The sequence below is a fragment of the Paenibacillus tuaregi genome (assembly GCF_900086655.1).
Lineage (GTDB): Bacteria > Bacillota > Bacilli > Paenibacillales > Paenibacillaceae > Fontibacillus > Fontibacillus tuaregi.
Window position 1 is genome coordinate 1,540,384 of the sequence record NZ_LT575476.1, and the last position, 25,401, is coordinate 1,565,784.

The window sequence follows — 25,401 nt, forward strand, 5'->3', positions numbered from 1 at the left end:
ACCATAAAGAAAGAGGGGATTACACTGCAGCCCAAAAAGAAAAATACAACTCTGAACCAACGCAAGCTGGAGCAGCAAAAGCAGAAACAAAGAATGAAACGTCTCATCTGGTTCTCCTCTGTGGCGGTCCTTTTAATTCTGATTATTGTAGTGATTGGTCTTAATCCCAAGTCGTCCAGCACCTCTGCAAAAGGGGAATTCCCTTATGACAAGCTGCCGGTGCTTGGCAGCAAGGATGCCAAGGTCAAGATTGTGGAGTTCGGGGACTATCAGTGTCCGGCATGTAAGGAGTTTACTGAGCAGGTTAAGCCTCAGCTTAAGAAGGATTACATTGATAAAGGGTTGGTATCCTTCTACTTTATGAACTTCTCCTTCATCGGGGCAGGCAAAAATCCGGATGAATCCAATCTGGCTGCCTTGGCGGCACAGGCGGTATATCACCAGAGCAATGATGCGTTCTGGACATATTATGACGCACTGTACCGGGAACAGGGAGCAGAGAACAGCGGGCGGATTACCCCAGCCTATCTGGTTGATCTGGCCAAGCGGGAGAATCTGCAGATTGACTACACGAAGCTTCAGCAGGATATTGAGAAACAAACCTATCAAAACGAAGTGGACGAGCACAATGCTAAGACTGATGAGCTGGGTCTTAAATACTCGCCAACAGTCTATATCAACGATACGCAGTATTCAGGCGACTACAAGGACTACAGCAGTCTGAAGCAGGCGGTCGACAAAGCGTTGGCGGGTGAATAATATGAGCAGGCAGCCGGGGAATTCCATCATCAGAGAGTACAGCTTATATCTGGCCTGGCTAGTGGCCTTGGTCGCCACAGCCAGCAGTCTGTATCTGAGTGAAGTTATGCTTTTTGAACCGTGCCGGCTGTGCTGGTTCCAGCGGATATTCATGTATCCGCAGGTCATCCTCCTGGGAATTGCGGCTTACCGTGATGACCGGAGCATTATCCGGTATACACTTCCGCTCAATATTATTGGTGGACTCATTGCGCTGTTCCATTACGCTGAACAGAAAATTCCCGGATTGTCTGACATCGCACCCTGCCGCGTAGGCGTTCCGTGTAATGTGGATTATCTGGATTGGTTTGGTTTTATTACCATTCCTCTCATGGCTCTGGTTGCTTTCATCTTGATTACGATATTCCTGCTGATCGGCAGGGAGAAGCCTGAGGAAGAGGAACTGCTGGAGGAAGACAGCGAGTATAACAAAGCAGAGAGCCTGTAACAGGCTCTCTTTTTTTATATCTACATTTTAAAAGTACGGTTCCCGGTTATTTGCTTCCCTTAAGTGTCCGGCCAATCAGCACCTCCGGATTTCCTTCAAAGCGGACCAGCCGTGATTTGCCTTCGGTAAACAAGGGATGATCCGAAACTTGGAAGTGAAGGTGAGGCTCGCTGGAATTTCCGGAGTTTCCGCATAAGGCGAGAAGATCCCCTTTTTTTACTATGTCGCCCTTACTCACCTTCACAGACCCTTTCTTCAGGTGGGCAAGCAGGCTGTACTCTCCATGGCCGTGGTCTATTACCACGTGGTTGCCCTCAGGTGGATTATCCGGATTGGTGGTCCCCACCGGGAAATTATCCTCATACTCGTCCACGGCCTCAACTACTGTACCCTCCTTCGGAGCAATAATGTCCTGTGCAAAGGCAAAGTAACTTTCATTTTTCTTCGGATCTCCTTTGTAGGAATAGTTGTTAACGGCTTTAACCAAATCGGCAGCATAACGCTGCGCAGGGATTGCATAGTGGTAATTGACCAGCACATTGGTCCCTCCCCAGAATACGAACCAGTCGCCTTTGAACGGAAGGCTGTAGACGTTCTTGGTCAGATCTTTGGCAGCTTTCTTCTCACTTGGCAGCTCGGATTGAACAATGAAACTGGAAATTTGTTTACTGGAATTATAGATGACCTGATAGCCCTTGGTCTTATCCTGGCTTAGCCCAATGGCGGCCAACACCCCGTTCAGACGATATCTGATTTCGGGTCTGTAAGTCACGATTCCTTTATGGAATTGGGTCATCAGTTTTTTGAACTCCTCTTTAGGGACCTCTTTCTGCAGTTCCTTAGTCATCCTGGAGTATACCCAATCGAATCTTCCTTTAAGGAGGGCTGGGGCTAGCTGGTCGGGTGAGATTGAGGCTGAGCTTGCAACCAAAGCGGCCGCTTCGACCTTCTCTTGATTCCTGAACGAAAATGCCGCAGCGAAGACAAGCAGCAGGGCTGTGGGAGCGATAAACCAATAGACGGGTTTCATAAAGATGTATTCCTCACTTTCTAAATGGTCTGTTATAGGTCAAGGAGACCCATGTGTGTTCCCATCATAAACATACAGCCTTACCAGGGGTTGAATGGAGACTTAAAGTAAACTTAATTCGTCCTGAGAAGAGTTAAGCTTAAGTTAAGACTCATAGAGTTCCAAGCCTCTTGGGGAGGATGCTAAAATATGGGGAGAGAGGAAGTGTGTAATTTGATGAATCAAGCTTCAATCCTGCTGGTTGACGATGAGCCGGCAATTACCCAAATGCTTAAGAAGGTGCTGCAAAAGGAAGGTTTTATACATATACACACGGCTGAGACCGGAGAAAAGGCGCTGGAGGCCTGTAAAGCAAGTCCATATGATCTGATCGTGCTGGATATCATGATGCCCGGACTCAGCGGCATTGAGATCTGCCCATTTATCCGGCAGTATACGGATGCTCCGATCTTCTTTCTTACCGCCCGGGACTCCGACTTTGACAAGCTGACCGGTTTTGCTGTTGGAGGAGATGACTATATTACCAAGCCGTTTAACCCACTTGAAGTGGTAGCCAGAATTAAGTCCCAGCTTCGGCGTCATTTGAGGCAAAAGGATGTGTCAACGGGTTCTCCGGTCAGAAGCAGTTATGATTTTGGCCGGTTCCAGCTGTACCCTGAGTCAGGTGAACTGTGGGTGGAAGGGAACCTGGTTCCATGTCCCTCGCTTGTCTATCAGCTCCTATTGTTTCTGTGCCAGAATCCGAACCGGATCTTTACGAAGACAGAGCTCTATGAGCGGGTATGGGGCATGGACGGGATCAGTGAGGACAACACGGTCATGGTGCACATCCACCGGATACGGGAGAGGATTGAAGTGAATCCGTCCCGTCCTGAGTACGTGATTAATGTACGGGGGATGGGGTACAAGCTTGTGACTCCGATGGGGCAGCATGAACGTTAGGCGCAGGCTCGTCTTTCGCTTTATCGGTCAATTGGTTGTGGTTGGCCTTGTACTGATGACGATTGCGGTAGCGGCCTCATTGTGGATTCTGGAGGAACTGAACAAACTCGAATCCAATAGGGAGTTTCAGGAGGCAGGGTTAATGAGGCTTATCGATACTTCGGTGCAGGATGAGAAGGGGGTTCATTTTGACGAGGGCCTTCTTAAGAAGGTTCGTGATTCAGGAGGGTGGCTGCAGCTGTTGGATGACCGGGGAAATGTTACCCAAAGCTACTATACTCCTGCAGATGTGCCGCGGAAGTATGCTTCAGGAGAGATCATGTCGTACTGGACGGAGACCATGTCTTTTCCTTACAGTCTTGGCCTGTATGTTGACGAAAAAGACGGAGTCACGTACACCCTGCTGTATGGAAGGCCAAAGAATAAAGCGGACCGCAGCCTGGAGCGGCTGCTCCGGGCCGGAATGAAGCAGAATGGGGACAAGCTCGAGCTTCCAGAAGCTGATCAGGAGCAGCTTAAGAAGGAGCATGACTGGATTCAATTGCTCGATTCAAACGGGGCGGAAATTGCTTCTTTTAATAAGCCCAATGGTGTGCCAGGCACCTACAAGTTATCTGAGTTGGTTCTCAGATCAAGGTACGGCTACCGATATAACGCCGAGTTATTATTCTATTATGATCAGTCCAAGGGAAATACATGGATTCTGAATAAACCTTTAACTGGAACCAAGCCGGGTGAAACCCCGAGTATGTTCCCGGAAATCCGGATTATACTCACGGGTTTGGGGGCTATAGCTGTCGCTTCACTGGTGACTCTGGTTCTGTTCTCGTTCTGGTATGGCCATCGTTTTGGTTCACCTATGATGCATATGATGCAGTGGCTGAGCAAGCTGGGCGAGGGCGTGTACGAGGAACCGCTGGATCGGCAGGGTCTTCCACGGAGCCAGGACCGAAAAGGCAAGCAGAGAAGGAGATACCGGGTATATAAAGACGTGATGGGCTCACTGCGCCGGTTGACAGACACGCTTCGGACTAATGAAGCTCTGCGTTCCAAGCAGGAGACGATCCGGGAGGAATGGATTGCGGGGGTAACACACGACTTGAAGACACCGCTGTCTACCATTAAGGGATATGCTCATATGCTGGAGTCGGATTCGCTCCACTGGACAGATGAAGAAATCCGCGAATTTGCCACGATCATTAGACAGAAATCGGCTTATATGGATGACCTGATCAACGATCTTGGGCTGACCTACCGTCTAAAGAACGAGGCTTCTCCGCCCAAGAGGGAACGTGTGGAGCTGAATGCATATCTTGCAGACGTTGTAGAACAAATCCGCTGCTATCCCGCTTATGATGAGGGCCAGGTTCATTTCGTGCCTGCCGATCGCCCAGTGGAGGCGGAAATCTACCATCCTTGGTTCAGACGCATCCTCGATAATCTTATTGCCAATGCACTGCTTCATAACGAGCCGCAGACGGTGGCAACCGTAATTCTGGGGGATCTGGCGGAGAGCACCTATTCGGTAACGATCCGCGATAACGGGGAAGGGATGGATGAAACTACCGCCTCGCTTCTGTTCGAGCGCTACTACAGGGGAACGAATACAGAGAGAAGATCGGAGGGGACCGGACTTGGAATGGCGGTCACAAGAGCCCTGGTACATGCCCTAGGAGGTACGATTGAAGTGAAGACCCGTGTGGGCGAAGGCACACAGATCAAGCTGGAATTCCCTTATGTTTAAGCTTTAGAACGGAGGTGTGTGATCAAGCAGCTTGAACCGTTCAATTTGATCCCACATCTGCTCCTTCTGTAGAATGGACTGCTGTTTGAGGCCAATAAGATCATAATGGGGATATGGCTGACGATTGTGAATATATTTGGGATTAAGACCATTTTGCACACACCACGCGGTAAGCTTATCCAGGTCGGCACAGCCCACTTTGGTTACGGTGGTGATGCCGGGAAATCGCGGCTCAAGCCAATAGTGCGTCAAAAAAGCAATGTTGCCCTGTCTGATCTGATCTTTCCACTCGTTAAGTTCTTGTCTATTAATACCAAAGGCCATAAGTTATTCAGTCCAATCGCTTGTAATATACTGATTATAGCAATTTTAAATTTGTTTTTCATGAATTATGGAACCTCTGAGTCTGTAACAAACGTATTATATCATTCGTTTATGCTTAAGAAGCGTTGGCTCTGTTTGGAAGGATTATTGGCGGCTCGAAGAGGATTTAGGGGAAAGGTGTCGAAGAGCTACTTTAGGCAGAAATTACAACACGGAGATGAAGGAGGCGTAATGGTTTGAGTTTTTTAGATAAATTCAAGGCCGGCATGGCAGAAGCCGGCAACAAGGCAAAAAACGTGGTTGAGACGAACCGCCTGAAGCTGCAGAATAACAGCATGCAGCATGAAATTGACAAGCAGTTTCAAGCTATTGGCAAAATGGTCTACGAGTCGGTCCAGCAGGGGACTTATCCGCTGCCCCAGGATCAGATATCCGGACAGATGGACCGGATATTTGAGCTGAAGATGGCCATTGAGCAGAATTTGCTGCACATTGATAATATCAACGATTACAAGACCTGCAAGTCATGCGGTTCCACCAGCAATGTGGAAGCTAAATTTTGCACGAATTGTGGTCAGACTTACGAGGTGGAACACACCAGCTTTGTGGAATACGAGGCGGACAGCAAGCGGGAAATTTCCGAGCAGGGACGGCATCTGCCCGATCAAAATAAACCTTAGGAGGAATGTATTTGCAACAATTTACGGTATTAACAAGAGAATTACGCAAATGGCTTGAATTGTTCAAGTGGTATCATCAATTAAGGAAATATGACATGCATTTGGTGTTTGGCGGTTTGGGCATCGGCTTTTTGTATGAACTTCTAGTTTGGCTGCTTCCCTATTCAAGCCAGTCGGGCCTGCACTTCCTTTTTTATTCGATTCCGCTGTTTACTTTGTCTCACTGGGCCTTCTTGCTTGGAGCATGGATCATGCTAACGACAGACAACATTAAGTATCTGCCATATGGATTGTGGTTGAAGGCGTTATTGCTGTTTTTTCCGTTCACTTACATATCCCTGTCCGGCTTGATCCCGGTTGCTGTTTATGCAGTACTGGGGTACTTCTTGTTCAGGTATACGGCTTCTGTTCATGTGGGGACACGAAAAACACCATAGGAGTTTCAGAGGTGCAAAAGCCTGTCTGGAAGCAAAATGCTTCTGGAGTGGGCTTTTTTTGCACACACGTTAAGAACATGTGATAATAAATTTCCGAAAAGGGAGGGAGATTTATGGGGAATGAGAAGATTTTAATTGTGGATGATGATCCCGATATCGTAAATTTGATCAGCGAATATTTAGGCAGAGAAGGATATTCCATAGCAACTTCTTCAATAGGACAAGAAGCTTTGGAGATGATATCCCAGGGTGGAATTAACCTGGTCATATTGGACATTATGCTGCCTCATATGGATGGGTTTGAAATTTGCAGAAGAATTCGTGAGTATTCTGATATTCCCATCTTGCTAATAAGCGCTAAGTCAACCGATATCGATAAAGTTGTGGGATTGAGAACAGGGGCAGATGACTATATCGTTAAACCGTTTAGCGCAATCGAACTGGCGGCGCGTGTGGAAGCGCAGCTGCGGAGATATATATACATGGCGGAACGGAACCTTCAGGAGGAAAAGGACTTTATACATATCAATGAGTTAAAGATAGACATTGGTGCCAGAAGTATATTTTTATTCGGCCAGCCTGTTAAATTAACAAAGACAGAGTATGATATTCTGCTTCTACTTGCCAGAAACGCGAACCGGGTGTTCACGCTGGAGGAAATTTTTGAGAAGGTATGGAAAGAGAGATCTATAGAGGGCAGCAGCAGGTCTGTTATGGTTCACATTGCCCGGTTAAGAAGCAAAATTGAAGAGGACCCGAGAAATCCAAGGATCATCAAAAATGTCTGGGGAGTCGGTTATAGAATTGAGAAATAAGATGATTTATGGAATTGGTTTTAAGCTACTGCTTAGGGTGATTCTTAGCATCAGCTTGTCGGCTGGATTCATCGCTTTGGCCCAGTCGATAGTCATTTCTTTGGCCGGTATAAGTGCGCAATCTCTGTCCATGATTGAAGAAGATTATTCCTTCATGTATTTTGCTGTTTTTCTAATCATCGCCGCACTTTTGTTTTTTCTATTGTCGAAGGGCTTGATTAGTCGTTTAATTTCAGTGAACTCTGCAATGGGCAAGGTGATAAAAGGAGATACCGGTGTTCACCTGCCCGTTCATTCCGCCGATGAAATTGGCGAATTGTCAGGCAACATTAATCAAATTGTGAACCAGCTTAGGGAAAAGATAGAAAGCCAGAAGCGGGCGGAGCAATCCAAAAATGAGATGATCGCCCATATTTCGCACGATTTGAGGACGCCGCTCACCTCTCTGTTAGGGTATCTTGAATTAATTCAGGAGCATGCCCAGGACCAGGAAGCTTGTTCCCGATATATACAGGTGGCCAGACGAAAGGGCACCGAGTTAAAAGATCAGATCGAAGAAATGCTGGAGTACAGCTATCTCAATTTAAGCAGTGTTGAATTAACGTTCGAGAAGCTGGATGCGGAGGAACTGATTCAGCAGGTAGTGATTGATTTTATGCCGCAATTGGAGAATGAGGGAATGGTCTTTGAGATGGAGATTGAAGGAGAAATCCCCTGCATCAAGGCAGATAGCCGCTTACTCGTGAGGCTGCTCCAGAATATTGTCAGTAATGCTGTCAATTATGGCAAGGCAGGTGGGAGATTAACCTTCCGCTTGCATGCCGAGGGGACAGAGTTGGTAGTACAAATGATTAACTACGGGGACCCCATCCCTCCTGAAGACCTGCCTTACGTGTTTGAGAACTTCTATCGGGGTGAAAAGTCAAGAAGCAGCCATACGGGGGGGAAAGGCATGGGGCTGGCGATTGCCAAAAGTATCGCTGAACTGCATCATGGTTCTATAACCCTGCAGAGTAACACAGAAAGAACTTGTTTTACACTTAGGCTTCCTGGCTGGCGAATTCAGGATAATGAAGGTTAAATCTTTAAAAAGTCGTAAGTATTTCTCTAAAAGGTTGTAAGACTCCTCCTATACAATCGAAGCATACATAGGAAGGAGGACGATGAATTATGTTTCGAACAGGGAAATTCTCTTTTGCACTATTGATTTTGTTGATAGTAGTCCCTGGTTTATGCTGGGGAAGTGTTTATTGGGTTGGCGGTGTGGCTGGTGTTGCAAGCTGGTGGCTGCTTCAGGTGTTCTCCATCGTGGGAGTAGTCTCGTTATGCGTGTCCCTAGGGTACTTCATAGTGTCCTTGATCAAGAGGAAGAAGGTACGCATGCGCTGGATCAGCATATTTATCTTAGCCATAATAAGCACCTGGCCGATGTGCTGGCTGTTGGGTTCACTACAGATTGCTTATCCGGCAGATGTGAATCGGGTAAAGCCAGCTGTTACTGTACGGCTTCCTGTTAAGGAAACCGTACTGGTTGGATGGGGAGGGGACTCGATTAAGACGAATTATCCTCATGTGGTGGTGCCTAGTGAAAGATGGGCATATGATTTGTTGATGAAGCCGGCGGGCATGGGCAGCCCTAACTTGAGTGATTATGGAATCTATGGGGCAGACGTGGTGGCTCCGGCAGCCGGAACCATTGTGGAAGCTTATGATGACGACCGTGACCATGCGCCGGGTACCGATGAGCATGAGTCTATGGCAGGCAACCACATTTATATCAAGTTGGATGAAACGGGAACTTATTTGGTAATTGCCCATCTTATGCAGAACTCCATAAAAGTAAAAGCGGGGGATCATGTGGATGAGGGGGCCTTAATCGCAAAGGCCGGGAATTCCGGAAGTTCGAGTGAGCCGCATATTCACATTCATCATCAGCGTCAAAATCCAGCGAACACGAGCTTGTTTCTTTCCGAAGGACTTCCCTTGTATTTCCGAGATAGCACAGGAAATGCTATGCCAATAGGCGGAATGCGCCAAGAACACGGGAAAGACGTGCCAAGTGGAGATAGCGTAACACCTCTTTGAGTATTTGCCATGGATTATTACTATGGATTGCTGTAGAGACGCATAAACTATAAAAAAAAAGGCTGATCTGGTGCGGGGATCATACCACACACAGGGCAGCCTTTAATTATCTGGAATTATCGGATTTTACGAGATTAATTTCCTGTACAAATGCGTGAGATAACGGACCCGGATGATCAGGAAATATACAATTTGAATCGCAATAAACGAGGCGAAGACTGCTAAAGCATAGTTGAGCACCGAGTAGTAAACTAACATCTGCAGGGCTGTGAAAGCCACGGCACTGTGTACTACAGCTAGCAGAATCGGCAGGAAGAACATCAGGATCAGCTGACGGGTGACCGTCTTTCTTAATTCTTTCCGGCTTAATCCAACTTTGGCAATCATCTTGTACTGCTGTTCATCCCGCTCCGAGTCCGCATACAGACGGAAGTAGATAAAGCTGGCGGCGAAGGTAAAGAAGACGATGCCCACCAATCCACTCAGGATGAACAGTATCCCGTTCAGCTGCCTTGCTGAAATCCAGTCATCTACAAGGGCGGTGAAGGAGTAGTTACCCCGCTCGTCAAATTTGCTTATCGTTTTGGATAATTGTGCCGAGACATCCCGGGAGTGCTGCCAGTCTTTGACAACGAAGAAATAATTTTTCGTAATCAAGGCCTTGTCCTGATGAGCAAATATAGTGCTGTAAGCTTGATCGGAGACCAGGCGCAGGTTAACAATATTAGGAATGACAATATAATCAAGTGCCTTAATGGCCTTGAATTTCTTCTGATAGTTCTCCTTAATAATTTCAGGTTCAGGTTCGTAGATTCCATTGCGCTTGTAATCCTCGAGTTCAGTTACAGTAGAGGGCGCAATAATCATCTCTTGATCTCCCAGCTTCTCGGCAGGGTGGCCCAGGGCGGTAGCAAGGCTGTTGAAGTCGCTTAGCTTGATCAGAGTCAGTCCATTGTCGGTGTAGCCCGGGGTGGTAGTCCCCATTTGATAGGGAAAATGAGCTTTAGTCAATTCCTGTTCAATGAGCTTGATATGCTGAGTTTCGAATGGATTATCCGGATTTGACGAATATTTAAACGCATAGGGATTTGTCATTTCCGCAAGTCCCGGAGCGCCGATAGCTAAGCATGTTCCAATTCCGGTGAAGGCCACTGCTGAAATAATCGAGACCATAAAGAACATAACGGCATTGTCTTTCATCCGGTAGGCCAGTTCAGATAGGGTTAGCAGATTGGTGCGGCGGAAGAACAACCGCTGATTCTTCTTGAGCTTCCGAATAACATATACGCTAAGCTGTGTGAACAGGAAGTAGGTTCCCAAGATGACCAGGCCGACTCCGGCAGCCAGCAGGATCAGATTAAATACCCTCCGGAAGACAAAAACAAACACACACGCGTATCCGGAAGCAATCAAGAGTACAGCCAGCAGGGCGAGCAATCGGGATGCTTTCGGTTCCGGCTTCGGTTTCTCAGCTGATTTGATCAGGTCCACGAGTTCTCCCCTTCGGACCATTACGGAAGTGAAGAGGGAGATGACCACGAACATGATTGCGAACGCCGCTGCGGTCAGCCAGATTGCATTCAGAGGAATATAGAACGGGAGTCCTTTATCAATGGCTAGTATCTTCGCACAGACCAGCAGGATCAGCTTGGAGAAGATCAGTCCTGATCCGATCCCGGCTAGGATGGAGGCGAATCCGATCAAGATATTTTCGGTAAATAGAAGCCTGTGCAGCTGTTTGCGGGACATCCCGAGCATCAAGAGGATGCCGAACTCCATCTTGCGCAGCTTCAGAAAGGCGCTGACTGAATACAGCAGGAAAAAGAACGAGAAGATGAAGACGATATATTGGGAGACCCGCATGCCCATGGTAGCCAGCATGCTCATCGTACTGCTGTTGGACACAAGCTGGCCCTGCAAATCCGGATGGAAGAGCAAGAGCGCATAAATGAAGAAGATCATAACCGAGAAGGCGCTGCTCAGGAAATGCGCAATATAAGTCCGTTTATTGCGTACGACGTTGTTAAACGCGAATTGTCTGAAATTCATCGGCATTCCCTCCCATGAGTGACAGTACATTGATGATTTTCTGATAAAAGGCCGCACGGTTGTCTCCGTAGTGGATTTCGTTATACAGCTCGCCATCTTTGATGAAGACTACGCGGTTGCAGTAGCTTGCGGCTACCGGATCATGGGTGACCAGCATCATGGTAGTGCCGTCCTCTTTGTTCCGCTTCTCCATAATGCCCATTACGTCGCGAGCGGCTTTCGAGTCCAGATTTCCGGTAGGTTCATCCGCCAGAACGAGCTTGGGCTCATGGATAAGAGCCCGGGCAATGGCTGTGCGCTGAGCCTGGCCCCCCGAGATTTCATAGGTGCGCTTGTCCAGAATCGCCGTGATTCCAAGCTTCTCAGCCAGGTGGTTCACACGTGTATTCATCTCCTGCACAGAGATACCATCCAGTGCCAGAGGCAGAATAATGTTCTCTTTCACTGTAAGGGTATGCAGAAGATTAAAGGACTGAAATACAAATCCGAGTTCTCTGCGCCGGAACACAGCCAGCTCATCCGGAGTCAGGGTGTGGGGGTTCCTCCCATTAATCAGCACTTCACCTGAGGTGGGGGAATCTATGGTGGACACCAGGTTCAGCAGGGTGGTCTTCCCGCTGCCAGAGGGCCCCATAATTCCTACAAATTCTCCTTGATTTATGGTCAGCTGGATTTTGGATAGAGCTTCGTAGGATACTGCACCCTTGTATATTTTGCTGAGATGGTTAACCTTTAATATTTCCATATGTCAAAACTCCCTTCATAAATCAATGTTTGTACTTCCTGCAACAATAGTCATTTAAGTAACGCTTCATCTCAGGTACTGGTTACAATCTTTGTCTTGAATCCTAATCTGATTGGGTTCCTTATAAGTGTAATGCTGAATAGGGAATTCCCCTATCGGTTATTCTTTCATTTACCTGACAGCTTTGTAAGGTTAGTGGGTTAGAGGGAACTTGGTTCAACTCAACTTATATAACACATAAAGTCCCGCTCAACTTTGAACGGGACTTCTTACTGTTTATGAGTATGGGAAAATGATGCGTACCGTTGTGCCCTGATTAACCTTGGACTCCAGTTCAATGTCATGGCCGAGCCGGTCCAGCACCTCTTTTACCAAGTACAGCCCCATGCCGGTGGATTCCTTGTAAGTTCTCCCATTCTCACCTGTGAAGAAGGGACGGAAGACCCGGGAGATATCCGATTTCGGAATCCCGATTCCAGCATCACGAAGCTCGAGGACGAGCGCTTCATCCCGCGTATGGGCGGAGAAACGGATGGTACTTCGGGTTCCTGAGGAATACTTAATGGCATTGGTGAGGAGCTGCTGCAGGATGAACCGCAGCCATTTGGCATCTGTAGTCACGTGAAATTGATCGTTGACCTGATTATCGGGGTAGACCTGGCTGCGTATGAAATACCGTTTATTCTCATGAATGACCTCTTGAACAAGACTCCGAAGCAGGGTCCGGTCTACATGGAAGTCCTGTTCAAAGGTCTCCAGCCGGGCCATATACAGGACCATTTCAAGCCCCTGCCGCATCCGGTCGGCCTCCTCCGAAATATTCTCATACTGCGGCTCATCCTCACCTTGGGTGATCAGATCAATGACCGACAGAGGAGTCTTCATCTGATGCACCCACTGATTCATAAAGACCAGATGTTCCTGTCTTTGCCGTTCATATTTCTTGAGCTGCTCTTGGTAGTGCCTGAATTGAATATCGAGCAATCTGCTTATTGCAGAAGGAAGAGGGGCTGGCTCATCTTGATATATCGAATCCTTGAGGTTGGCTGGTGTATGGGACAGCCTGGTATACAACTGACGGTGTGTGTAGTATCTGTAGATGAGATATGCAAGGAACATAACCAAGCTTAAGAAGCTGGCGTATAAGGCAGTGAGTGGATGATCGTAGCCGTCATACCAATAAACCAGAAGCACAAGGATCTGCTGGACGATCCAGAACATAAAGAGCGGGATATGCTCGCGCAGGAACAGCCTCATGATTCATCCGCGTCCTTCCAGGTAATGTTCAATCGGTAGCCTACTCCGCGCATCGTTTCCAGAGCGTCTTCGATCCCCAGGTCCGCAAGTTTCTTGCGAACACGGGTGATGTTTACACTCAGCGTATTATCATCGACAAAAGAGTCATCCCACAGTTTATCCAGAATCGCCGTCCGGCTGACGGACCTTGGGCTCCGTTCCAACAGCGCCTCGATAAGCACAGATTCCCTCTTGGTCAGAGAGACTGTTCTGCGGCCCAGCGTCAACTCCATCCGTTCGGGATAAAGAATAAGCCCTGACCGCGACACAGTGCGTTCCTCCATTTTGGCTGCGTAATCCCCATACACTCTCCGGAGCTGGCTGCGAATCTTAGCCATGACAACTTCGTAGTGAAATGGCTTCGTAATATAGTCGTCGCCCCCGTGCTCCAGCGCTCTAACCTGGTCCATCTCTCCACTGCGTGCGGAAATAAATATAATCGGACAAGTTGAGAGAGTACGGATTTGGCGGCACCAGTAATAACCATCAAAGCTTGGAAGATTGATATCCATAAGCACAATGTGGGGGCTCAGTTCTTGAAACTGATCGAGAATCCGGTCGAAGCTCTGAACCGGCACAGCCCGGTCCCCATATTTCTCTATGTAGTTCTTAAGCAATTCCGCGATCTTGGGATCGTCCTCAACAATCATAACGGTATACATGAAAATATCTCCTTTGAAAGGTACTTCTGTTGTTCAACTTTATATCAGATTAAAGCTGGTCAAGTATATTGCCGATATAGGGAATAGCTATGTTTAATTTACAACCTTGCGAAACTACCAAACATTATACATGAAGGAGAGACAGAATGAAGTTATTTGCCCGTCTATTTATCCCCTGCCTGCTCGTATTCTCACTTGCTCTTCCGGCTGTTCAAGCTGTTCCGGTGCAGGCAGCAGGAAGCACGATTGAGGCCTCCAAGCTCAACAAGATCAGCCGTTTGTCGTATCCGCTGTATGACGCAGCGAATAATTTATACACCTTGTACATATTTGCAAAGGATGAGAAGAAGGGGAAAATTCAGGAGGACAGTTACCAGCTAGGCTACAAGAAAGGTCAGACTAGTTATACAGGAAAGTATCAGGCTGCCCTGCTTAAGAGCGGGGAACGATACGCAGCTGTGCAAACTGTAAACTTGGGCCTGCATACGGTAGTTCCTCCGGATAAGAAGAATTACGTCCTGAAGAGAATCAGCAAAAATACACCCGACCTGTTCATCATGACCGAATACGGAACCTCGAATTTTGATCTGTTCCGCTCCTTTGTTGTACAATCCGGCAAACTGCAATTGCTTACCTTCGCAGACAAAGACGGCAAGCGTTATGACGCATTTTGGGGAGCTGGGAAGGTCGGTGGCGTGCGTATGCTTCCGGGCATGAAGATCCAGACTAGACAGTATGACAATTCCAAAGGCAAGTATGTGTTTGATACCTTTGCGCTTCATCTGGCTACGATGACTTTACGCCGGAACGATTCTTCTTACGGGAACACATCCAGTTGGAACCAGGCTGGCACAGGAGACCGGGCTTATCTGACCGAGCTCAAGAATTCAGCAGTTAAAGGCGTTCTGCCGGGCAATCCGAAGGTCAAGCTGGGCTTAACAGCTAAGGCGGTAGGCAGCGTTCTGGGTAAGCCTAAGGTAATGTCGAATGGGGAGTGGCACGGCTATTATGAATACAATTCCACCTTTATCGGATTCGATGATTACACCCATGATATGAATGACTCATCTGTGGTGACAGAGCTGCTTCTAAATGTGGAGAAGCAGAATCTTACCGTGTCCCATGTGAAGAACTGGCTGGGCAAGCCGAGTGAGGAATATGTTAATGAAGAAGAAGGGAACTATGTAGTCATTTATAGTTTGGGAAAGCGCGCTCTTGTGTTCTACTCTGATGATGAGGACAGCTTTATTACCCGGGCTTCCATCATGTAGAAATTTATAGAGCAAGGAGCCGTCCGTAAAGACGGCTCCTTGCTTTGTTTAGGGGATCGGTATAGATTCGAAGGGTTCCGAGAACGAACGCTTCTTTCCATGCTGTTGGTTTATGATAAGCGGTACAGAAATGTTCTGTGCCTAATAGACATAGAATCCGCAGGTGTTTACTTGCGCTTCACATCAACCAATTCAAAACGTTCACACACCAACATCATATCCTCCGAGAATTGCAGACCTATACTGCTCAACGCCTCGGTAAAAAACTTTACATGGGCTTCTTTCCAGTAGCGGTAGGATCGGTCTCCCTCACCCTCAGCAATTGCAAATTCCTCTGGCACCTCATTCATAGGCATGACGGTTACCTCAGCGGTTCTAATTATGGCCACTGGCTTGTCATCGCTGTTTAAGATAATGCTGTAGTCGTCAACGGAGGGCAGGGGCTCTTGTTCCATTTCATAAAAAACTAATCCAGAGCAGGTTGCGGTCTTAACACCATCGATAACTAATTGGGCGAGATGGTCTGGATCTGCCCCGAACTGCCATGCGGATACGCGCTTTAGCTTTTCCCGGCCTTGCTGTTTCCAGTATTCATCCCAATAGGTTTGTGCTTGCTGGTTCATCGGATTCTCCCTTAGTAATAAAATCAGTCATTATATTAAATAACATAATATAGTAACTTTAACATGTTCATGATTCTGCTGCTAATCTTGTTCTTGTCAGAAAAAAAAGCAGCCTGCTTTAAGATACGAACTAAGACCCACACGAGGGTCACTTTTTTCAAAGTGTCCTTCTTGTGGGTCATAGTTCAGTTTGCACCTGCAGGCTGCTTATTCTGAGCTTCTTACGAATATCGCGGGGAAGCCAATGTTAATTTACACGAGTACCTTCCTGAATTCCTGTGTCAGAAGGGGAATGACCTCGAACAGATCCCCTACAATGCCGTAGTCCGCTACCTTAAAGATCGGTGCCTCCGGGTCTTTGTTGATCGCGATAATCACACGCGATTGGCTCATGCCGGCAAGATGCTGGATCGCGCCGCTGATGCCGCAGGCGATGTAAATTTCCGGCGTCACCACCTTGCCGGTCTGCCCGATCTGCATCGCGTAGTCGCAGTAGCCCGCGTCACAGGCGCCGCGTGAAGCACCGACCGCCCCTCCAAGCACATCCGCCAGCTCCTCCAGCGGCTTGAACCCATCCGCGCTCTTTACACCACGCCCGCCCGAGACCACAAACTTGGCTTCGGTCAGATCCACTTTGCCGGAGGTCTTGCGCACCACGTCCTTGATGACCGAGCGCAGGTCTGCGGCAGGCGTATATTCGCGGTCCACAATTTCCGCAGGGCTGCCAGTCTGTTCAGCAGCCGGAATATTGTTCGGCCGGATGGTGATGACCTGCGGCCCATCCGCGAACTGCTTCTGCTCGAAGGCTTTGCCCGCATAGATTGGCCGGGTGAACAGCGTGTCTGCGCCGCTATTCTCGATTGCAGTCACGTCGGATATTTGGCCCGCCCCAAGATGCGCAGCAATCATAGGCGCAAGATCCCGGCCGGCTGCGGTATGTCCGAACACCACAGCGTGAGGCTGAAGCGGGTCAAGAACGGAGGTCAACGTGCGGAAGTAGACTTCCGCGTTATAATTCTCCAAGTCAGGGTGGTCTACGGCATAGACCTTACCATCATTCACATAACCGGCCAGTTCACCTGCAAGCTGGGTAATTTGTGAACCGAGAATGACCGCGGCGACCGTATCTCCAACTTCTTTAATTAAGGACACGGCTTGAAGCGCTTCCAATGTAACCTGACGCAAAGCCCCTGCCCGGACCTCTGCAACCACCACATACGTATGACTCATATCAGACAACCTCCCAAGGATTGAATTATGTGCCTCTGCGGTTAATCCGCTTATTTATGGTTGATCGATCTCTGTACATATGATTTTAGAATTTCTACGTCTATGAGCAGCCTGAACTCTGAATTTAGATCAGCTTCGCTTCTGTGCGCAGCAGCTGAACGAGCTCTGCAGCCTGCTGAGGAAGATCCCCCTTGAGAATTTGGCCGGCTTTGCGGGCGGGCGGAAGCGTGAGGGATACCCGCTTGGTTCTGGCCGCAAGATCAGCCTCGCTGATCCCTACGTCGTCCAGAGTCAAGGTCTGGAACGGCTTCTTCTTCGCTTTCATAATGCCCGGGAGAGAAGGATAGCGCGGCTCGTTCAGCCCTTGTTGAGCGGTAAAGACAGCCGGAAGCGTGACGATGAGCGATTCCGTATCGCCCTCAGCATCACGCTGGGCCGCAGCCTGCGTGCCGTTAATCTCCAGCTTGGTAATGGATGAGGTGTGCGGGATACCCAGAAGCCGGGCAACACGGACCGCCACCTGTCCACCGCCGCTGTCCACGGAGAAGTTGCCACCGAGGATGAGATCATACGACTGCTTCTCCAGATATGCGGCGAGCACCTTGGATACGCTGAATTCATCGGAAGGAATCCGCTCATCCGTAATCAGGACGGCATCATCGGCACCCATGGCTAGAGCCGTGCGAAGCGCTTCGGCCGTACGTTCGGGACCTATGGAGAGCACGGTAATATTTCCGCCGTGCTGCTCCTTTTGACGCAAAGCCTCCTCCACAGCATACTCATCATAAGGATTAATCACATATTTGACACCGTCATCAGAGACTTCCCCATCTTGAATCACGATTCTCTCTTCCGTATCAAACGTTTGCTTCAACAAGACATAGATATTCATGTGCCATACTCCTCTCTGGGATTAAGGTAAAGAGATTGTACACCTATGCTTCATTTACTTACTTAAGGCCTTTAAGAAAAAATTCCACCGTTTTATCCACTTGGGCGGTAAGGGAATACTTCCTGCCTGAAATTAGCCAGGATGTTACGGCTTCGTCCAGCCCTCCAAAGATTAAGAGTCGTGTCAGCTTCACATCCAGATCGGGCCGGAACGATTTCTCCTGAATCCCTTTCTCCAGAATATGCTCAATGAGCTGAATATAAGGCTTCACGACGTTCCCAATGGCTACCCGCAGCTCCAGCGAGCTTTGGCGAAGCTCAATTTGGGTTACGTAGGCCAGGTTCACATTGCTCTCCAGCTCACTGAAATGAATCTCACACACTTTTCTCAGGGCCTCATCCGCCGTGCTGGATTCCTTCACACTTTCATTAAAGGCGGCGATCAGGTCGCCAAGGCGCTCCTGAAACAGAGAAATAAGGATATCTTCCTTTTTCTTAAAATATAAATATATCGTACCGTCCGCCACACCAGCCTCCTTTGCAATTTTTGAAATCTGAGAACCATGAAAGCCATTCTCAGCAATGACTTTGAGTGCAGCTTCCAGGATCAGCTCATATTTTTCCATTTTCCTACTTGCCATAGTGCCACCTCAGTGTTAGAATTCGTAATAACTGAATGAATACTCATTCATTTTTTCTTAATCTTATGGGAAACAACGCCAGATGTCAATGTTTTCAGCTTAAGATTTATTTTTACAACATAAATGTAATCGCTTTCTAAGCTTGGCCATCACAAGCGATACCGAAGTGAAGCAGAAAGGACGGATGTAAGATGGCATGGCAAATCGTAAATCTTCTTCTATTTCTAGCGGTCACCGGATACGGGCTCTATCTGTTTTACAAGGCCGTGTATCACCGCTGGCTGTACGTTAAGCTCGGCAAGCCTTCGGACTTCCGGGCACAAAGCAAAGGGAGGTGGGGAGAATTTCTCGCCCAGGTATTTGGGCAGAAGAAGCTGCTCAAGGACCCGAAGAGCGGCATTATGCATATCGTCATTTTTTATGGATTTATCATTCTGCAATTCGGGGCGGTTGACCTCATCATTAAGGGGCTGACGAACGGTAGAAATCACCTGCCGATACCCGCTTACGACGTATTTGGTCTGCTTCAGGAGATTACGGTATTCCTTATTCTTATAGCGATGGGTTATGCGGCATACCGGCGCTACGGGGAGAAGCTGGCCAGGCTCAAGCGCGGACTTAAGCCGAGCATCGTTGTCATTTTTATTTTCTCCTTGATGCTGTCCGTGCTGCTGTCCCTCGGATTTGAACGCGTATGGTTAGGCATCCCGGCTTCCGGGTACGCGCCGATCTCTTCAATGATTGCGGTTTTATTCGGGTCACTGCCTATTGCAGCCGCAGCGGCGCTGTTCTACACGTTCTGGTGGGCACATCTGCTCATTCTGCTTGCATTTCTGGTGTATGTTCCGCAGTCCAAGCATTTTCACCTGATTACCGCACCGGTGAATATCTGGTTCCGCCGGTCCGAGCCGGTTGGCAAGCTGCACAAGCTGGATCTGGAGGATGAAGAGGCTGAGTCGTTCGGGGTTGGCAAAATAGAAGATTTCACCCAGAAGCAGATGATTGATTTCTACGCCTGTGTGGAATGCGGGCGGTGCACCAATGTATGCCCGGCTTCCAATACCGGGAAGGTGCTGTCTCCAATGCATCTGATCACCAAGCTCCGCGACCATCTAACGGAGAAGGGCACAGCCATTACAGGCAAATCACCGTATGTGCCGGAGTTCGCTTTTGGCGGGGGGAGCGGGGCTTATGCCCTGGCAGAGCCGAAGACTCATGAAGTGAACTGGAATACAGCCAACGGTATTACCGATATCCGCCCAACACTTGCCTGGCAGAAGTCGACCTGGACCCACCAGGAGAAGAACCCGTTGGAAATGAACCTGATCGGGGATGTCATGACGGAAGAAGAAATCTGGTCCTGCACGACCTGCCGTAATTGTGAGGATCAATGCCCTGTAGGCAATGAGCATGTGGATAAAATCATCGACCTCCGCCGCCATCTCGTGCTGATGGAGGGCAGCATGCCGAATGAAGGGCAGCGGGCGCTTCAGAATATTGAACGCCAGAGCAACCCTTGGGGGCTGAACCGCAATGACCGGGCCCAGTGGACCGGTGAAGTGGAGGGCATCAAGGTGCCGACGGTGAAGGATCATCCTGACTTTGAATACCTGTTCTTCGTAGGCTCTATGGGCTCTTACGACTTGCGCAGCCGCAAAATCTCCCGCGCTTTCGCAAGGCTCCTGAATGAATCGGGTGTAAGCTTCGCGATCCTCGGCAACGAGGAGAAGAATTCGGGCGATACGCCCCGCCGGATGGGAAATGAAATGCTGTTTCAGCAGCTGTGCATGGAGAACATCGCTACGTTTGAGAAGTATGGCGTGCGCAAAATCGTGACCGCGTGTCCTCATACTTTCAATACATTCAAAAATGAGTACCCGGAATTCGGGCTCGAAGGGGTCGAGGTGCTGCATCACACCCAGCTGTTAGATCAGCTGATTAAGGAAGGCAGGCTGACCCCCAAGCATGAAGTGAATGAGCGCATCACCTATCACGACTCCTGTTATTTGGGCAGGTACAACAATGTGTATGACGAACCGCGCAATGTGCTAAAGGCGATTCCGGGTGTGGAACTGGTCGAAATGACCCGTTCCCGTGAGAACGGGATGTGCTGTGGGGCAGGCGGAGGCATGATGTGGATGGAGGAGACCTCTGGCAAAAGAGTCAATCTCGCCCGCACCGAGCAGGCGCTCGAAGTGAATCCAACCGTCATCAGCAGCGCGTGTCCTTACTGCCTGACGATGATGGAGGATGGCACCAAGATGAAGGAAGTGGAAGACCAGGTTAAAGCCAAGGATATTGCGGAAATTCTGGAGCTGTCCGTATTTGGGGATACTCCGGCAGCGCTAAATCGTGAACTTGAATTGGAGGCGAGATGATCATGAACTTATCCATTCGTAAAGCGGCCGTTATCGGCTCCGGTATCATGGGCTCACAAATTGCAGCCCACCTGGCCAATGTAGGGATTCAGACCCTACTGCTCGATATTGTGCCTAAAGAGCTTACTGAAGAAGAAGCTAAGAAAGGATTGACGCTTGAGCATCCGTCGGTACGGAGCCGCTTCTCTGCATCTGCGATCAAGAAGCTGGCGAAGATCAAACCTGCGCCGCTCTATGATGAAGCTTTTGCTTCCCGGATCACACCGGGAAATTTGGAGGATGACCTCGCAAAGATCGCGGAAGTGGACTGGATTATCGAGGTGGTCGTTGAGAACCTGGACGTAAAAAGAAGCCTGCTGAAGCAGATTGAACAGCACCGTGGACCAGGTGCGGTTGTCTCCTCCAACACCTCGGGAATTTCCATCAACGCTATGGCCGCGGAATGCGGAGAGGAGTTCCGCAAGCACTTTCTCGGAACACACTTCTTCAATCCTCCGCGTTATATGAAGCTGCTTGAGATTATTCCAGGGAACGATACCGATCCCGAACTGGTTACCGCAATGAAGGTCTTTTGTGAGAAGGTGCTTGGCAAGGGTGTAGTGCTCGCCAAGGATACGCCGAACTTCATCGGCAACCGGATAGGGACTTACGGATTGCTTGTGACACTCCAGGAAATGCAGAAGAACGGCGGTTATACCGTGGAAGAGGTTGATGCCGTCACAGGTCCGGCAATGGGCCGCCCGAAGAGCGCGACTTTCCGTACGTTGGATCTGGTCGGCCTCGATACCTTCGTGCACGTTGCTGATAATGTATACCACAATGTGACGGATGAACAGGAGAAGGCGGTGTTCTGTACACCGGAAGTTCTGAAGAGTATGACCGAGCGTAAATGGCTTGGAGAGAAGACCGGGCAGGGCTTTTACCTGAAGAAAAAAGGGGAGAAGGGCAGTGAGATCCTGTCGCTCAATCTGGCGACCATGGAATACGTCCCCCAGACGAAGCCCAAAGGTGCTTCACTTGAAGCAGCCAAGACCGCAAAGGGCACGAAGGAAAAGACCAAAGCCTTGTTAGCTGGCAAGGATCGCTACTCGGAATTGGCCTGGAACATTCTTAAGCAGGTGCTGATCTACTCGGCCGAAAAGGTCGGGGAAATCTCCGATTCCATCCGGGAGATTGACGATGCCATGAAATGGGGCTTCTCCTGGGATCTCGGGCCCTTTGAAACTTGGGATGCAATCGGCCTCGTCCGTTCCACCCAGCGGATGGAAGCTGAAGGATTGAACGTACCTCAGTGGGTTAAGGATTGGATTGCTGCTGGAAACACGTCGTTTTACAAAAATGAAAGCGGGAAGCTGTATTCCGTTCATATCAGCACCACCCAGTATAAAGAAGTCGAACATGTCCCGGAAGCCATCTCGCTTCGCAGCTTAAAGGAGCAGAACAAGACCATCAAGGGCAATTCGGGCGCAAGCCTGATTGATCTCGGGGATGGGGTGGCCTGTCTGGAATTCCATTCTCCGAATAATGCCATCGGTGCAGACATTCTGTCGATGATTCAGCAAAGCGTCGAGGAAGTGCGCAGCAATTACCTCGGCATGGTGATTGCCAATCAGGGCAAGAACTTCTGTGTCGGCGCCAACATCATGCTGCTGCTGATGGAAGCGCAGGATGAGGAATGGGATGAGATTGACGATATCATCCGGATGTTCCAAAGCACGATGTACAAGGTCAAACGGCTGGAGAAGCCGGTCGTTGCCGCTCCGCACCGGATGTGTTTGGGTGGTGGGGTAGAGGCTTGTATGCCAGCCGATCAAGTTATTGCCGCAGCCGAAACCTATTACGGATTGGTTGAAGTAGGCGTAGGGCTGATCCCGGCAGGTGGGGGCTGTAAAGAATTCGCGCTTCGAGCCAGCCAAAGCCAGCCGGGTGCGGATGCAGACCTGCAGCCGTTTATCAACCGGGTGTTCGAGACTGTGGGCACGGCCAAGGTATCCGGCAGCGGTCATGACGCCAAGCGTCTTGGGTACCTGCGCCCAACCGACAGGGTTGTAACGAATCAGGACTACTCCATCTATGAAGCGAAGCAGGCCGTACTTGGCCTTTCCAAGGGTTATGAGCCGATCCCGGAGGAGAAAATCCGGGTTGTGGGGGCCGAAGGCAAAGCAGTGATGCAGCTTGGCGCGATCGGCATGCGGCAGGGAGGTTACATCAGCGATCACGATCTCTTGATTGCCAAGAAGCTGGCTCATGTGCTGGCTGGCGGTGATGTTCCTGCCGGAACTCTGGTGACGGAGCAGTACATGCTCGACCTGGAGCGTGAAGCGTTCCTCAGCCTTTGCGGCGAGCCGAAGACGCAGGCCCGGATGCAGCACATGCTTACCAAAGGCAAAGCGCTGAGAAATTAGGCGTGGGCTAAAAGTTAGCGTTAGCGAAGCCCCGAAGCGGGTACCTAGGGACAAAACTGGAAGTAACGTGACAGAGAACCTTGAAGCAATTCAGCTAAAACCAATGCCTACGCACGGAGCAACGGAGGAAGCGGAACAATCCTGAAGAAGCGGAGCGTTCGCCTTTGTCCCCGGATGGAATCCTTGGATGATTCATTCAAATTATCCGGGGACAACAGCGATCGTAAGGATGTTTCGCAGCCGGAGTGATCGGCCAAGGAGCGAAAGCGTTAGCCCTGAACCGGAGTGGTCGCCATGACCAATCTGGAGTTTGCCGCAAAGTAAGTGATCAAAGCAGGAAGTTTCCGAAAGGAAGGCTCTGCAAGGCCATTTAAGTAATTCATCTAAAACTGATGCCTACGCACGGAGCAACGGAAGCGGAACAATCCTGAAGAAGCGGAGCGTTCGCCTTTGTTCCCGGATAAAATCTTTGGATGATTCATTCAAATTATCCGGGGACAACAGCGATCGTAAGGATGTTCCGCAGCCGGAGTGGTCGGCCAAGGAGCGAAAGCGTTAGCTCTGAACCGGAGTGGAGTGGTCGGCCGAGGAAAGGACAGCAACTGCCAGGCCGTCTGAGCGGGCAAGAAACTGCAAGTCACACCTGTGTTTTGACGTGATGAGCGGCTTAAATCTTAACTTCCCAAGGAGTGTGAGAACGATGAAAGAAGCAGTAATTGTATCGATGGCCCGCACCGCTATTGGCAAGGCCAAGAAAGGCAGCCTGGTGCAGACCCGGGCCGATGATCTCGGCAAGGTGGTTCTGGAAGCCGTCATTGAGCGTGCGCCAGGGCTGAGGAAAGAAGACGTCGAGGACGTCATTATTGGCTGCGCGATGCCCGAAGGCGAGCAGGGTCTGAACTTCGCCCGGATCATGTCGCTGTACGCGGGGTACCCGAACACCGTGCCCGCGTTGACGATTAACCGCTTCTGCTCATCCGGGCTGCAGTCCATCGCTTTTGCAGCCGAGCGGATTATGCTGGGCCATGCCGACATCATCGTGGCCGGCGGCGTGGAGAGCATGAGCCATGTGCCGATGACCGGCTTCAAGATTTCTCCGAATCCGAAGCTGGTAGAAGACATGCCGGAAGTTTACATCGGCATGGGGCACACGGCAGAGGAAGTGGCCGAGCGCTTCGGCGTATCCCGCGCGGATCAGGATGCTTTTGCGGCACGGTCCCATGCGAAGGCCGCGGCTGCAATCGCAGAGGGCAAATTCAAGGATGAGATTGTTCCGTTCGAGGCCGAGCTGACCAGCGTGGATGACCAGGGCAAGGTCACCCGGAAGAAATTCCTGTTCGATACGGATGAAGGAGTCCGCAGTGATACAACGGCAGAGGGGCTTGGCAAGCTGAAGTCGGCCTTTAAGCTCGACGGGACTGTGACCGCAGGCAACTCCTCCCAGGTTAGCGACGGTGCTGCCGCCGTGGTGGTGATGAGCCGGGAGAAGGCGGATGAGCTTGGTCTGAAGCCGCTGGCTACGTTCAAATCTTTTGCGCTGAGCGGGGTGGAACCAGAAATCATGGGGGTTGGCCCGGTGAAGGCGATTCCGAAGGCCCTGAAGATGGCGGGGATCGGCCTTGAGGATGTCGACCTGTTCGAGATCAACGAAGCCTTCGCTTCCCAGTGTGTGCAGGTCATCCGCGAGCTCGGCATTAATGAGGAGAAGGTGAACGTGAACGGCGGAGCAATCGCTTTAGGGCATCCGCTGGGCTGTACGGGAACCAAGATTACGACCACGCTGATCAGCGAGCTTCGCCGCAGGGGCGGAGGTTATGGTGTTGTATCGATGTGTATTGGCGGCGGAATGGGCGCGGCCGGTGTATTTGAAGTTCACGCACAATAACATGAACGATAAAAGGAGCGAA

23 protein-coding genes are annotated in these 25,401 nt (G+C 49.7%); 13 read left to right on the forward strand and 10 right to left on the reverse strand.

Features of this window, described 5'->3' with window-relative positions; genetic code table 11:
• The first annotated feature begins 93 nt into the window (after window positions 1–93).
• Together BN6628_RS07105 and BN6628_RS07110 are read left to right on the forward strand one after the other, a co-directional pair.
• On the forward strand, window positions 94–759 hold the full coding sequence (locus BN6628_RS07105) for a DsbA family protein (protein WP_082926827.1): 666 nt from the start codon (window positions 94–96) through the stop codon (window positions 757–759).
• Between the two features lies 1 nt (window position 760).
• Window positions 761–1,246, forward strand: a complete 486-nt coding sequence (locus tag BN6628_RS07110) for a disulfide oxidoreductase (RefSeq protein WP_068615949.1) — start codon at window positions 761–763, stop codon at window positions 1,244–1,246.
• 46 nt (window positions 1,247–1,292) lie between these two features.
• On the opposite strand, the gene BN6628_RS07115 is transcribed toward BN6628_RS07110, so the two are convergent.
• A complete protein-coding gene (locus BN6628_RS07115; protein WP_068615951.1) occupies window positions 1,293–2,276 on the reverse strand; it encodes a M23 family metallopeptidase in 984 nt (327 codons plus the stop codon).
• Window positions 2,277–2,492: 216 nt separating this feature from the next.
• On the opposite strand from BN6628_RS07115, the gene BN6628_RS07120 reads away from it, so the two are divergent.
• Entirely contained in the window at window positions 2,493–3,218 is a 726-nt protein-coding gene (locus tag BN6628_RS07120; RefSeq protein WP_068622058.1) for a response regulator transcription factor, read from the forward strand.
• The gene (locus tag BN6628_RS07125; RefSeq protein ID WP_068615953.1) at window positions 3,208–4,962 is read left to right on the forward strand and encodes a sensor histidine kinase; all 1,755 of its coding nucleotides are present in this window, start codon (window positions 3,208–3,210) and stop codon (window positions 4,960–4,962) included. Before BN6628_RS07120 ends, BN6628_RS07125 begins: the two co-directional genes overlap by 11 nt.
• Before the next feature lie 3 nt (window positions 4,963–4,965).
• On the opposite strand, the gene BN6628_RS25535 is transcribed toward BN6628_RS07125, so the two are convergent.
• A complete protein-coding gene (locus BN6628_RS25535; RefSeq protein WP_082926828.1) occupies window positions 4,966–5,286 on the reverse strand; it encodes a hypothetical protein in 321 nt (106 codons plus the stop codon).
• A 236-nt stretch (window positions 5,287–5,522) separates the two neighbouring features.
• Here BN6628_RS25535 and BN6628_RS07135 point away from each other — a divergent pair, with 236 nt between their 5' ends.
• From BN6628_RS07135 to BN6628_RS07155, 5 genes are all read left to right on the forward strand, one after another.
• Window positions 5,523–5,966 carry a zinc ribbon domain-containing protein gene (locus BN6628_RS07135; protein ID WP_068615956.1) on the forward strand — a complete coding sequence of 148 codons (444 nt, stop codon included), beginning with the start codon at window positions 5,523–5,525 and terminating at the stop codon, window positions 5,964–5,966.
• Between the two features lie 11 nt (window positions 5,967–5,977).
• On the forward strand, window positions 5,978–6,403 hold the full coding sequence (locus BN6628_RS07140) for a hypothetical protein (protein ID WP_068615959.1): 426 nt from the start codon (window positions 5,978–5,980) through the stop codon (window positions 6,401–6,403).
• 113 nt (window positions 6,404–6,516) lie between these two features.
• Complete coding sequence (locus tag BN6628_RS07145; protein ID WP_068615961.1) at window positions 6,517–7,218, forward strand: response regulator transcription factor; 702 nt, start codon at window positions 6,517–6,519, stop codon at window positions 7,216–7,218.
• A complete protein-coding gene (locus BN6628_RS07150) occupies window positions 7,208–8,299 on the forward strand; it encodes a sensor histidine kinase (protein WP_162272653.1) in 1,092 nt (363 codons plus the stop codon). The genes BN6628_RS07145 and BN6628_RS07150 overlap by 11 nt, the downstream gene beginning before the upstream one ends.
• A gap of 89 nt (window positions 8,300–8,388) precedes the next feature.
• Window positions 8,389–9,303 (forward strand): M23 family metallopeptidase, encoded by a 915-nt coding sequence (locus BN6628_RS07155; RefSeq protein WP_068615964.1) that lies wholly within the window; start codon window positions 8,389–8,391, stop codon window positions 9,301–9,303.
• A gap of 126 nt (window positions 9,304–9,429) precedes the next feature.
• Here the strand turns inward: BN6628_RS07155 and BN6628_RS07160 are convergent, their stop codons facing one another.
• From BN6628_RS07160 to BN6628_RS07175, 4 genes are all read right to left on the reverse strand, one after another.
• Window positions 9,430–11,352 (reverse strand): FtsX-like permease family protein, encoded by a 1,923-nt coding sequence (locus BN6628_RS07160; RefSeq protein ID WP_068615966.1) that lies wholly within the window; start codon window positions 11,350–11,352, stop codon window positions 9,430–9,432.
• Entirely contained in the window at window positions 11,327–12,097 is a 771-nt protein-coding gene (locus BN6628_RS07165; protein ID WP_068615969.1) for an ABC transporter ATP-binding protein, read from the reverse strand. Before BN6628_RS07165 ends, BN6628_RS07160 begins: the two co-directional genes overlap by 26 nt.
• 276 nt (window positions 12,098–12,373) lie before the next feature.
• Window positions 12,374–13,354, reverse strand: a complete 981-nt coding sequence (locus BN6628_RS07170; RefSeq protein ID WP_068615971.1) for a sensor histidine kinase — start codon at window positions 13,352–13,354, stop codon at window positions 12,374–12,376.
• Window positions 13,351–14,055 carry a response regulator transcription factor gene (locus tag BN6628_RS07175; protein ID WP_068615973.1) on the reverse strand — a complete coding sequence of 235 codons (705 nt, stop codon included), beginning with the start codon at window positions 14,053–14,055 and terminating at the stop codon, window positions 13,351–13,353. The genes BN6628_RS07170 and BN6628_RS07175 overlap by 4 nt, the downstream gene beginning before the upstream one ends.
• 146 nt (window positions 14,056–14,201) lie before the next feature.
• On the opposite strand from BN6628_RS07175, the gene BN6628_RS07180 reads away from it, so the two are divergent.
• The gene (locus tag BN6628_RS07180) at window positions 14,202–15,326 is read left to right on the forward strand and encodes a DUF4309 domain-containing protein (protein ID WP_068615975.1); all 1,125 of its coding nucleotides are present in this window, start codon (window positions 14,202–14,204) and stop codon (window positions 15,324–15,326) included.
• 167 nt (window positions 15,327–15,493) lie between these two features.
• Here BN6628_RS07180 and BN6628_RS07185 read toward each other — a convergent pair whose 3' ends face one another.
• The 4 genes from BN6628_RS07185 to BN6628_RS07200 all read right to left on the reverse strand — a co-directional run bounded on the left by BN6628_RS07185 (window position 15,494) and on the right by BN6628_RS07200 (window position 18,711).
• Entirely contained in the window at window positions 15,494–15,949 is a 456-nt protein-coding gene (locus BN6628_RS07185) for an ASCH domain-containing protein (RefSeq protein WP_068615977.1), read from the reverse strand.
• A 252-nt stretch (window positions 15,950–16,201) separates the two neighbouring features.
• Window positions 16,202–17,179, reverse strand: a complete 978-nt coding sequence (locus BN6628_RS07190; protein WP_068615980.1) for an electron transfer flavoprotein subunit alpha/FixB family protein — start codon at window positions 17,177–17,179, stop codon at window positions 16,202–16,204.
• Between the two features lie 124 nt (window positions 17,180–17,303).
• A complete protein-coding gene (locus BN6628_RS07195; protein ID WP_068615982.1) occupies window positions 17,304–18,071 on the reverse strand; it encodes an electron transfer flavoprotein subunit beta/FixA family protein in 768 nt (255 codons plus the stop codon).
• A gap of 58 nt (window positions 18,072–18,129) precedes the next feature.
• Window positions 18,130–18,711 (reverse strand): TetR/AcrR family transcriptional regulator, encoded by a 582-nt coding sequence (locus BN6628_RS07200; RefSeq protein WP_068615984.1) that lies wholly within the window; start codon window positions 18,709–18,711, stop codon window positions 18,130–18,132.
• Window positions 18,712–18,902: 191 nt separating this feature from the next.
• Here BN6628_RS07200 and BN6628_RS07205 point away from each other — a divergent pair, with 191 nt between their 5' ends.
• From BN6628_RS07205 to BN6628_RS07215, 3 genes are all read left to right on the forward strand, one after another.
• Window positions 18,903–21,089, forward strand: a complete 2,187-nt coding sequence (locus tag BN6628_RS07205) for a heterodisulfide reductase-related iron-sulfur binding cluster (RefSeq protein ID WP_068615986.1) — start codon at window positions 18,903–18,905, stop codon at window positions 21,087–21,089.
• Window positions 21,090–21,091: 2 nt separating this feature from the next.
• Entirely contained in the window at window positions 21,092–23,494 is a 2,403-nt protein-coding gene (locus BN6628_RS07210; protein WP_068615988.1) for a 3-hydroxyacyl-CoA dehydrogenase/enoyl-CoA hydratase family protein, read from the forward strand.
• Between the two features lie 700 nt (window positions 23,495–24,194).
• Entirely contained in the window at window positions 24,195–25,379 is a 1,185-nt protein-coding gene (locus tag BN6628_RS07215; protein WP_068615991.1) for an acetyl-CoA C-acetyltransferase, read from the forward strand.
• Window positions 25,380–25,401: the final 22 nt, after the last annotated feature.

Bases quoted from the DNA above. Each gene is read 5' to 3' on its own strand.
- BN6628_RS07175 (WP_068615973.1), bottom strand. From the start codon at position 14,055: ATGTATACCGTTATGATTGTTGAGGACGATCCCAAGATCGCGGAATTG.
- BN6628_RS07110 (WP_068615949.1), top strand. From the start codon at position 761: ATGAGCAGGCAGCCGGGGAATTCCATCATCAGAGAGTACAGCTTATAT.
- BN6628_RS07120 (WP_068622058.1), top strand. From the start codon at position 2,493: ATGAATCAAGCTTCAATCCTGCTGGTTGACGATGAGCCGGCAATTACC.
- BN6628_RS07205 (WP_068615986.1), top strand. From the start codon at position 18,903: ATGGCATGGCAAATCGTAAATCTTCTTCTATTTCTAGCGGTCACCGGA.
- BN6628_RS07170 (WP_068615971.1), bottom strand. From the start codon at position 13,354: ATGAGGCTGTTCCTGCGCGAGCATATCCCGCTCTTTATGTTCTGGATC.
- BN6628_RS07145 (WP_068615961.1), top strand. From the start codon at position 6,517: ATGGGGAATGAGAAGATTTTAATTGTGGATGATGATCCCGATATCGTA.
- BN6628_RS07105 (WP_082926827.1), top strand. From the start codon at position 94: ATGAAACGTCTCATCTGGTTCTCCTCTGTGGCGGTCCTTTTAATTCTG.
- BN6628_RS07180 (WP_068615975.1), top strand. From the start codon at position 14,202: ATGAAGTTATTTGCCCGTCTATTTATCCCCTGCCTGCTCGTATTCTCA.
- BN6628_RS07115 (WP_068615951.1), bottom strand. From the start codon at position 2,276: ATGAAACCCGTCTATTGGTTTATCGCTCCCACAGCCCTGCTGCTTGTC.
- BN6628_RS25535 (WP_082926828.1), bottom strand. From the start codon at position 5,286: ATGGCCTTTGGTATTAATAGACAAGAACTTAACGAGTGGAAAGATCAG.
- BN6628_RS07200 (WP_068615984.1), bottom strand. From the start codon at position 18,711: ATGGCAAGTAGGAAAATGGAAAAATATGAGCTGATCCTGGAAGCTGCA.
- BN6628_RS07215 (WP_068615991.1), top strand. From the start codon at position 24,195: ATGAAAGAAGCAGTAATTGTATCGATGGCCCGCACCGCTATTGGCAAG.
- BN6628_RS07185 (WP_068615977.1), bottom strand. From the start codon at position 15,949: ATGAACCAGCAAGCACAAACCTATTGGGATGAATACTGGAAACAGCAA.
- BN6628_RS07190 (WP_068615980.1), bottom strand. From the start codon at position 17,179: ATGAGTCATACGTATGTGGTGGTTGCAGAGGTCCGGGCAGGGGCTTTG.
- BN6628_RS07125 (WP_068615953.1), top strand. From the start codon at position 3,208: ATGAACGTTAGGCGCAGGCTCGTCTTTCGCTTTATCGGTCAATTGGTT.
- BN6628_RS07195 (WP_068615982.1), bottom strand. From the start codon at position 18,071: ATGAATATCTATGTCTTGTTGAAGCAAACGTTTGATACGGAAGAGAGA.
- BN6628_RS07160 (WP_068615966.1), bottom strand. From the start codon at position 11,352: ATGAATTTCAGACAATTCGCGTTTAACAACGTCGTACGCAATAAACGG.
- BN6628_RS07155 (WP_068615964.1), top strand. From the start codon at position 8,389: ATGTTTCGAACAGGGAAATTCTCTTTTGCACTATTGATTTTGTTGATA.
- BN6628_RS07210 (WP_068615988.1), top strand. From the start codon at position 21,092: ATGAACTTATCCATTCGTAAAGCGGCCGTTATCGGCTCCGGTATCATG.
- BN6628_RS07165 (WP_068615969.1), bottom strand. From the start codon at position 12,097: ATGGAAATATTAAAGGTTAACCATCTCAGCAAAATATACAAGGGTGCA.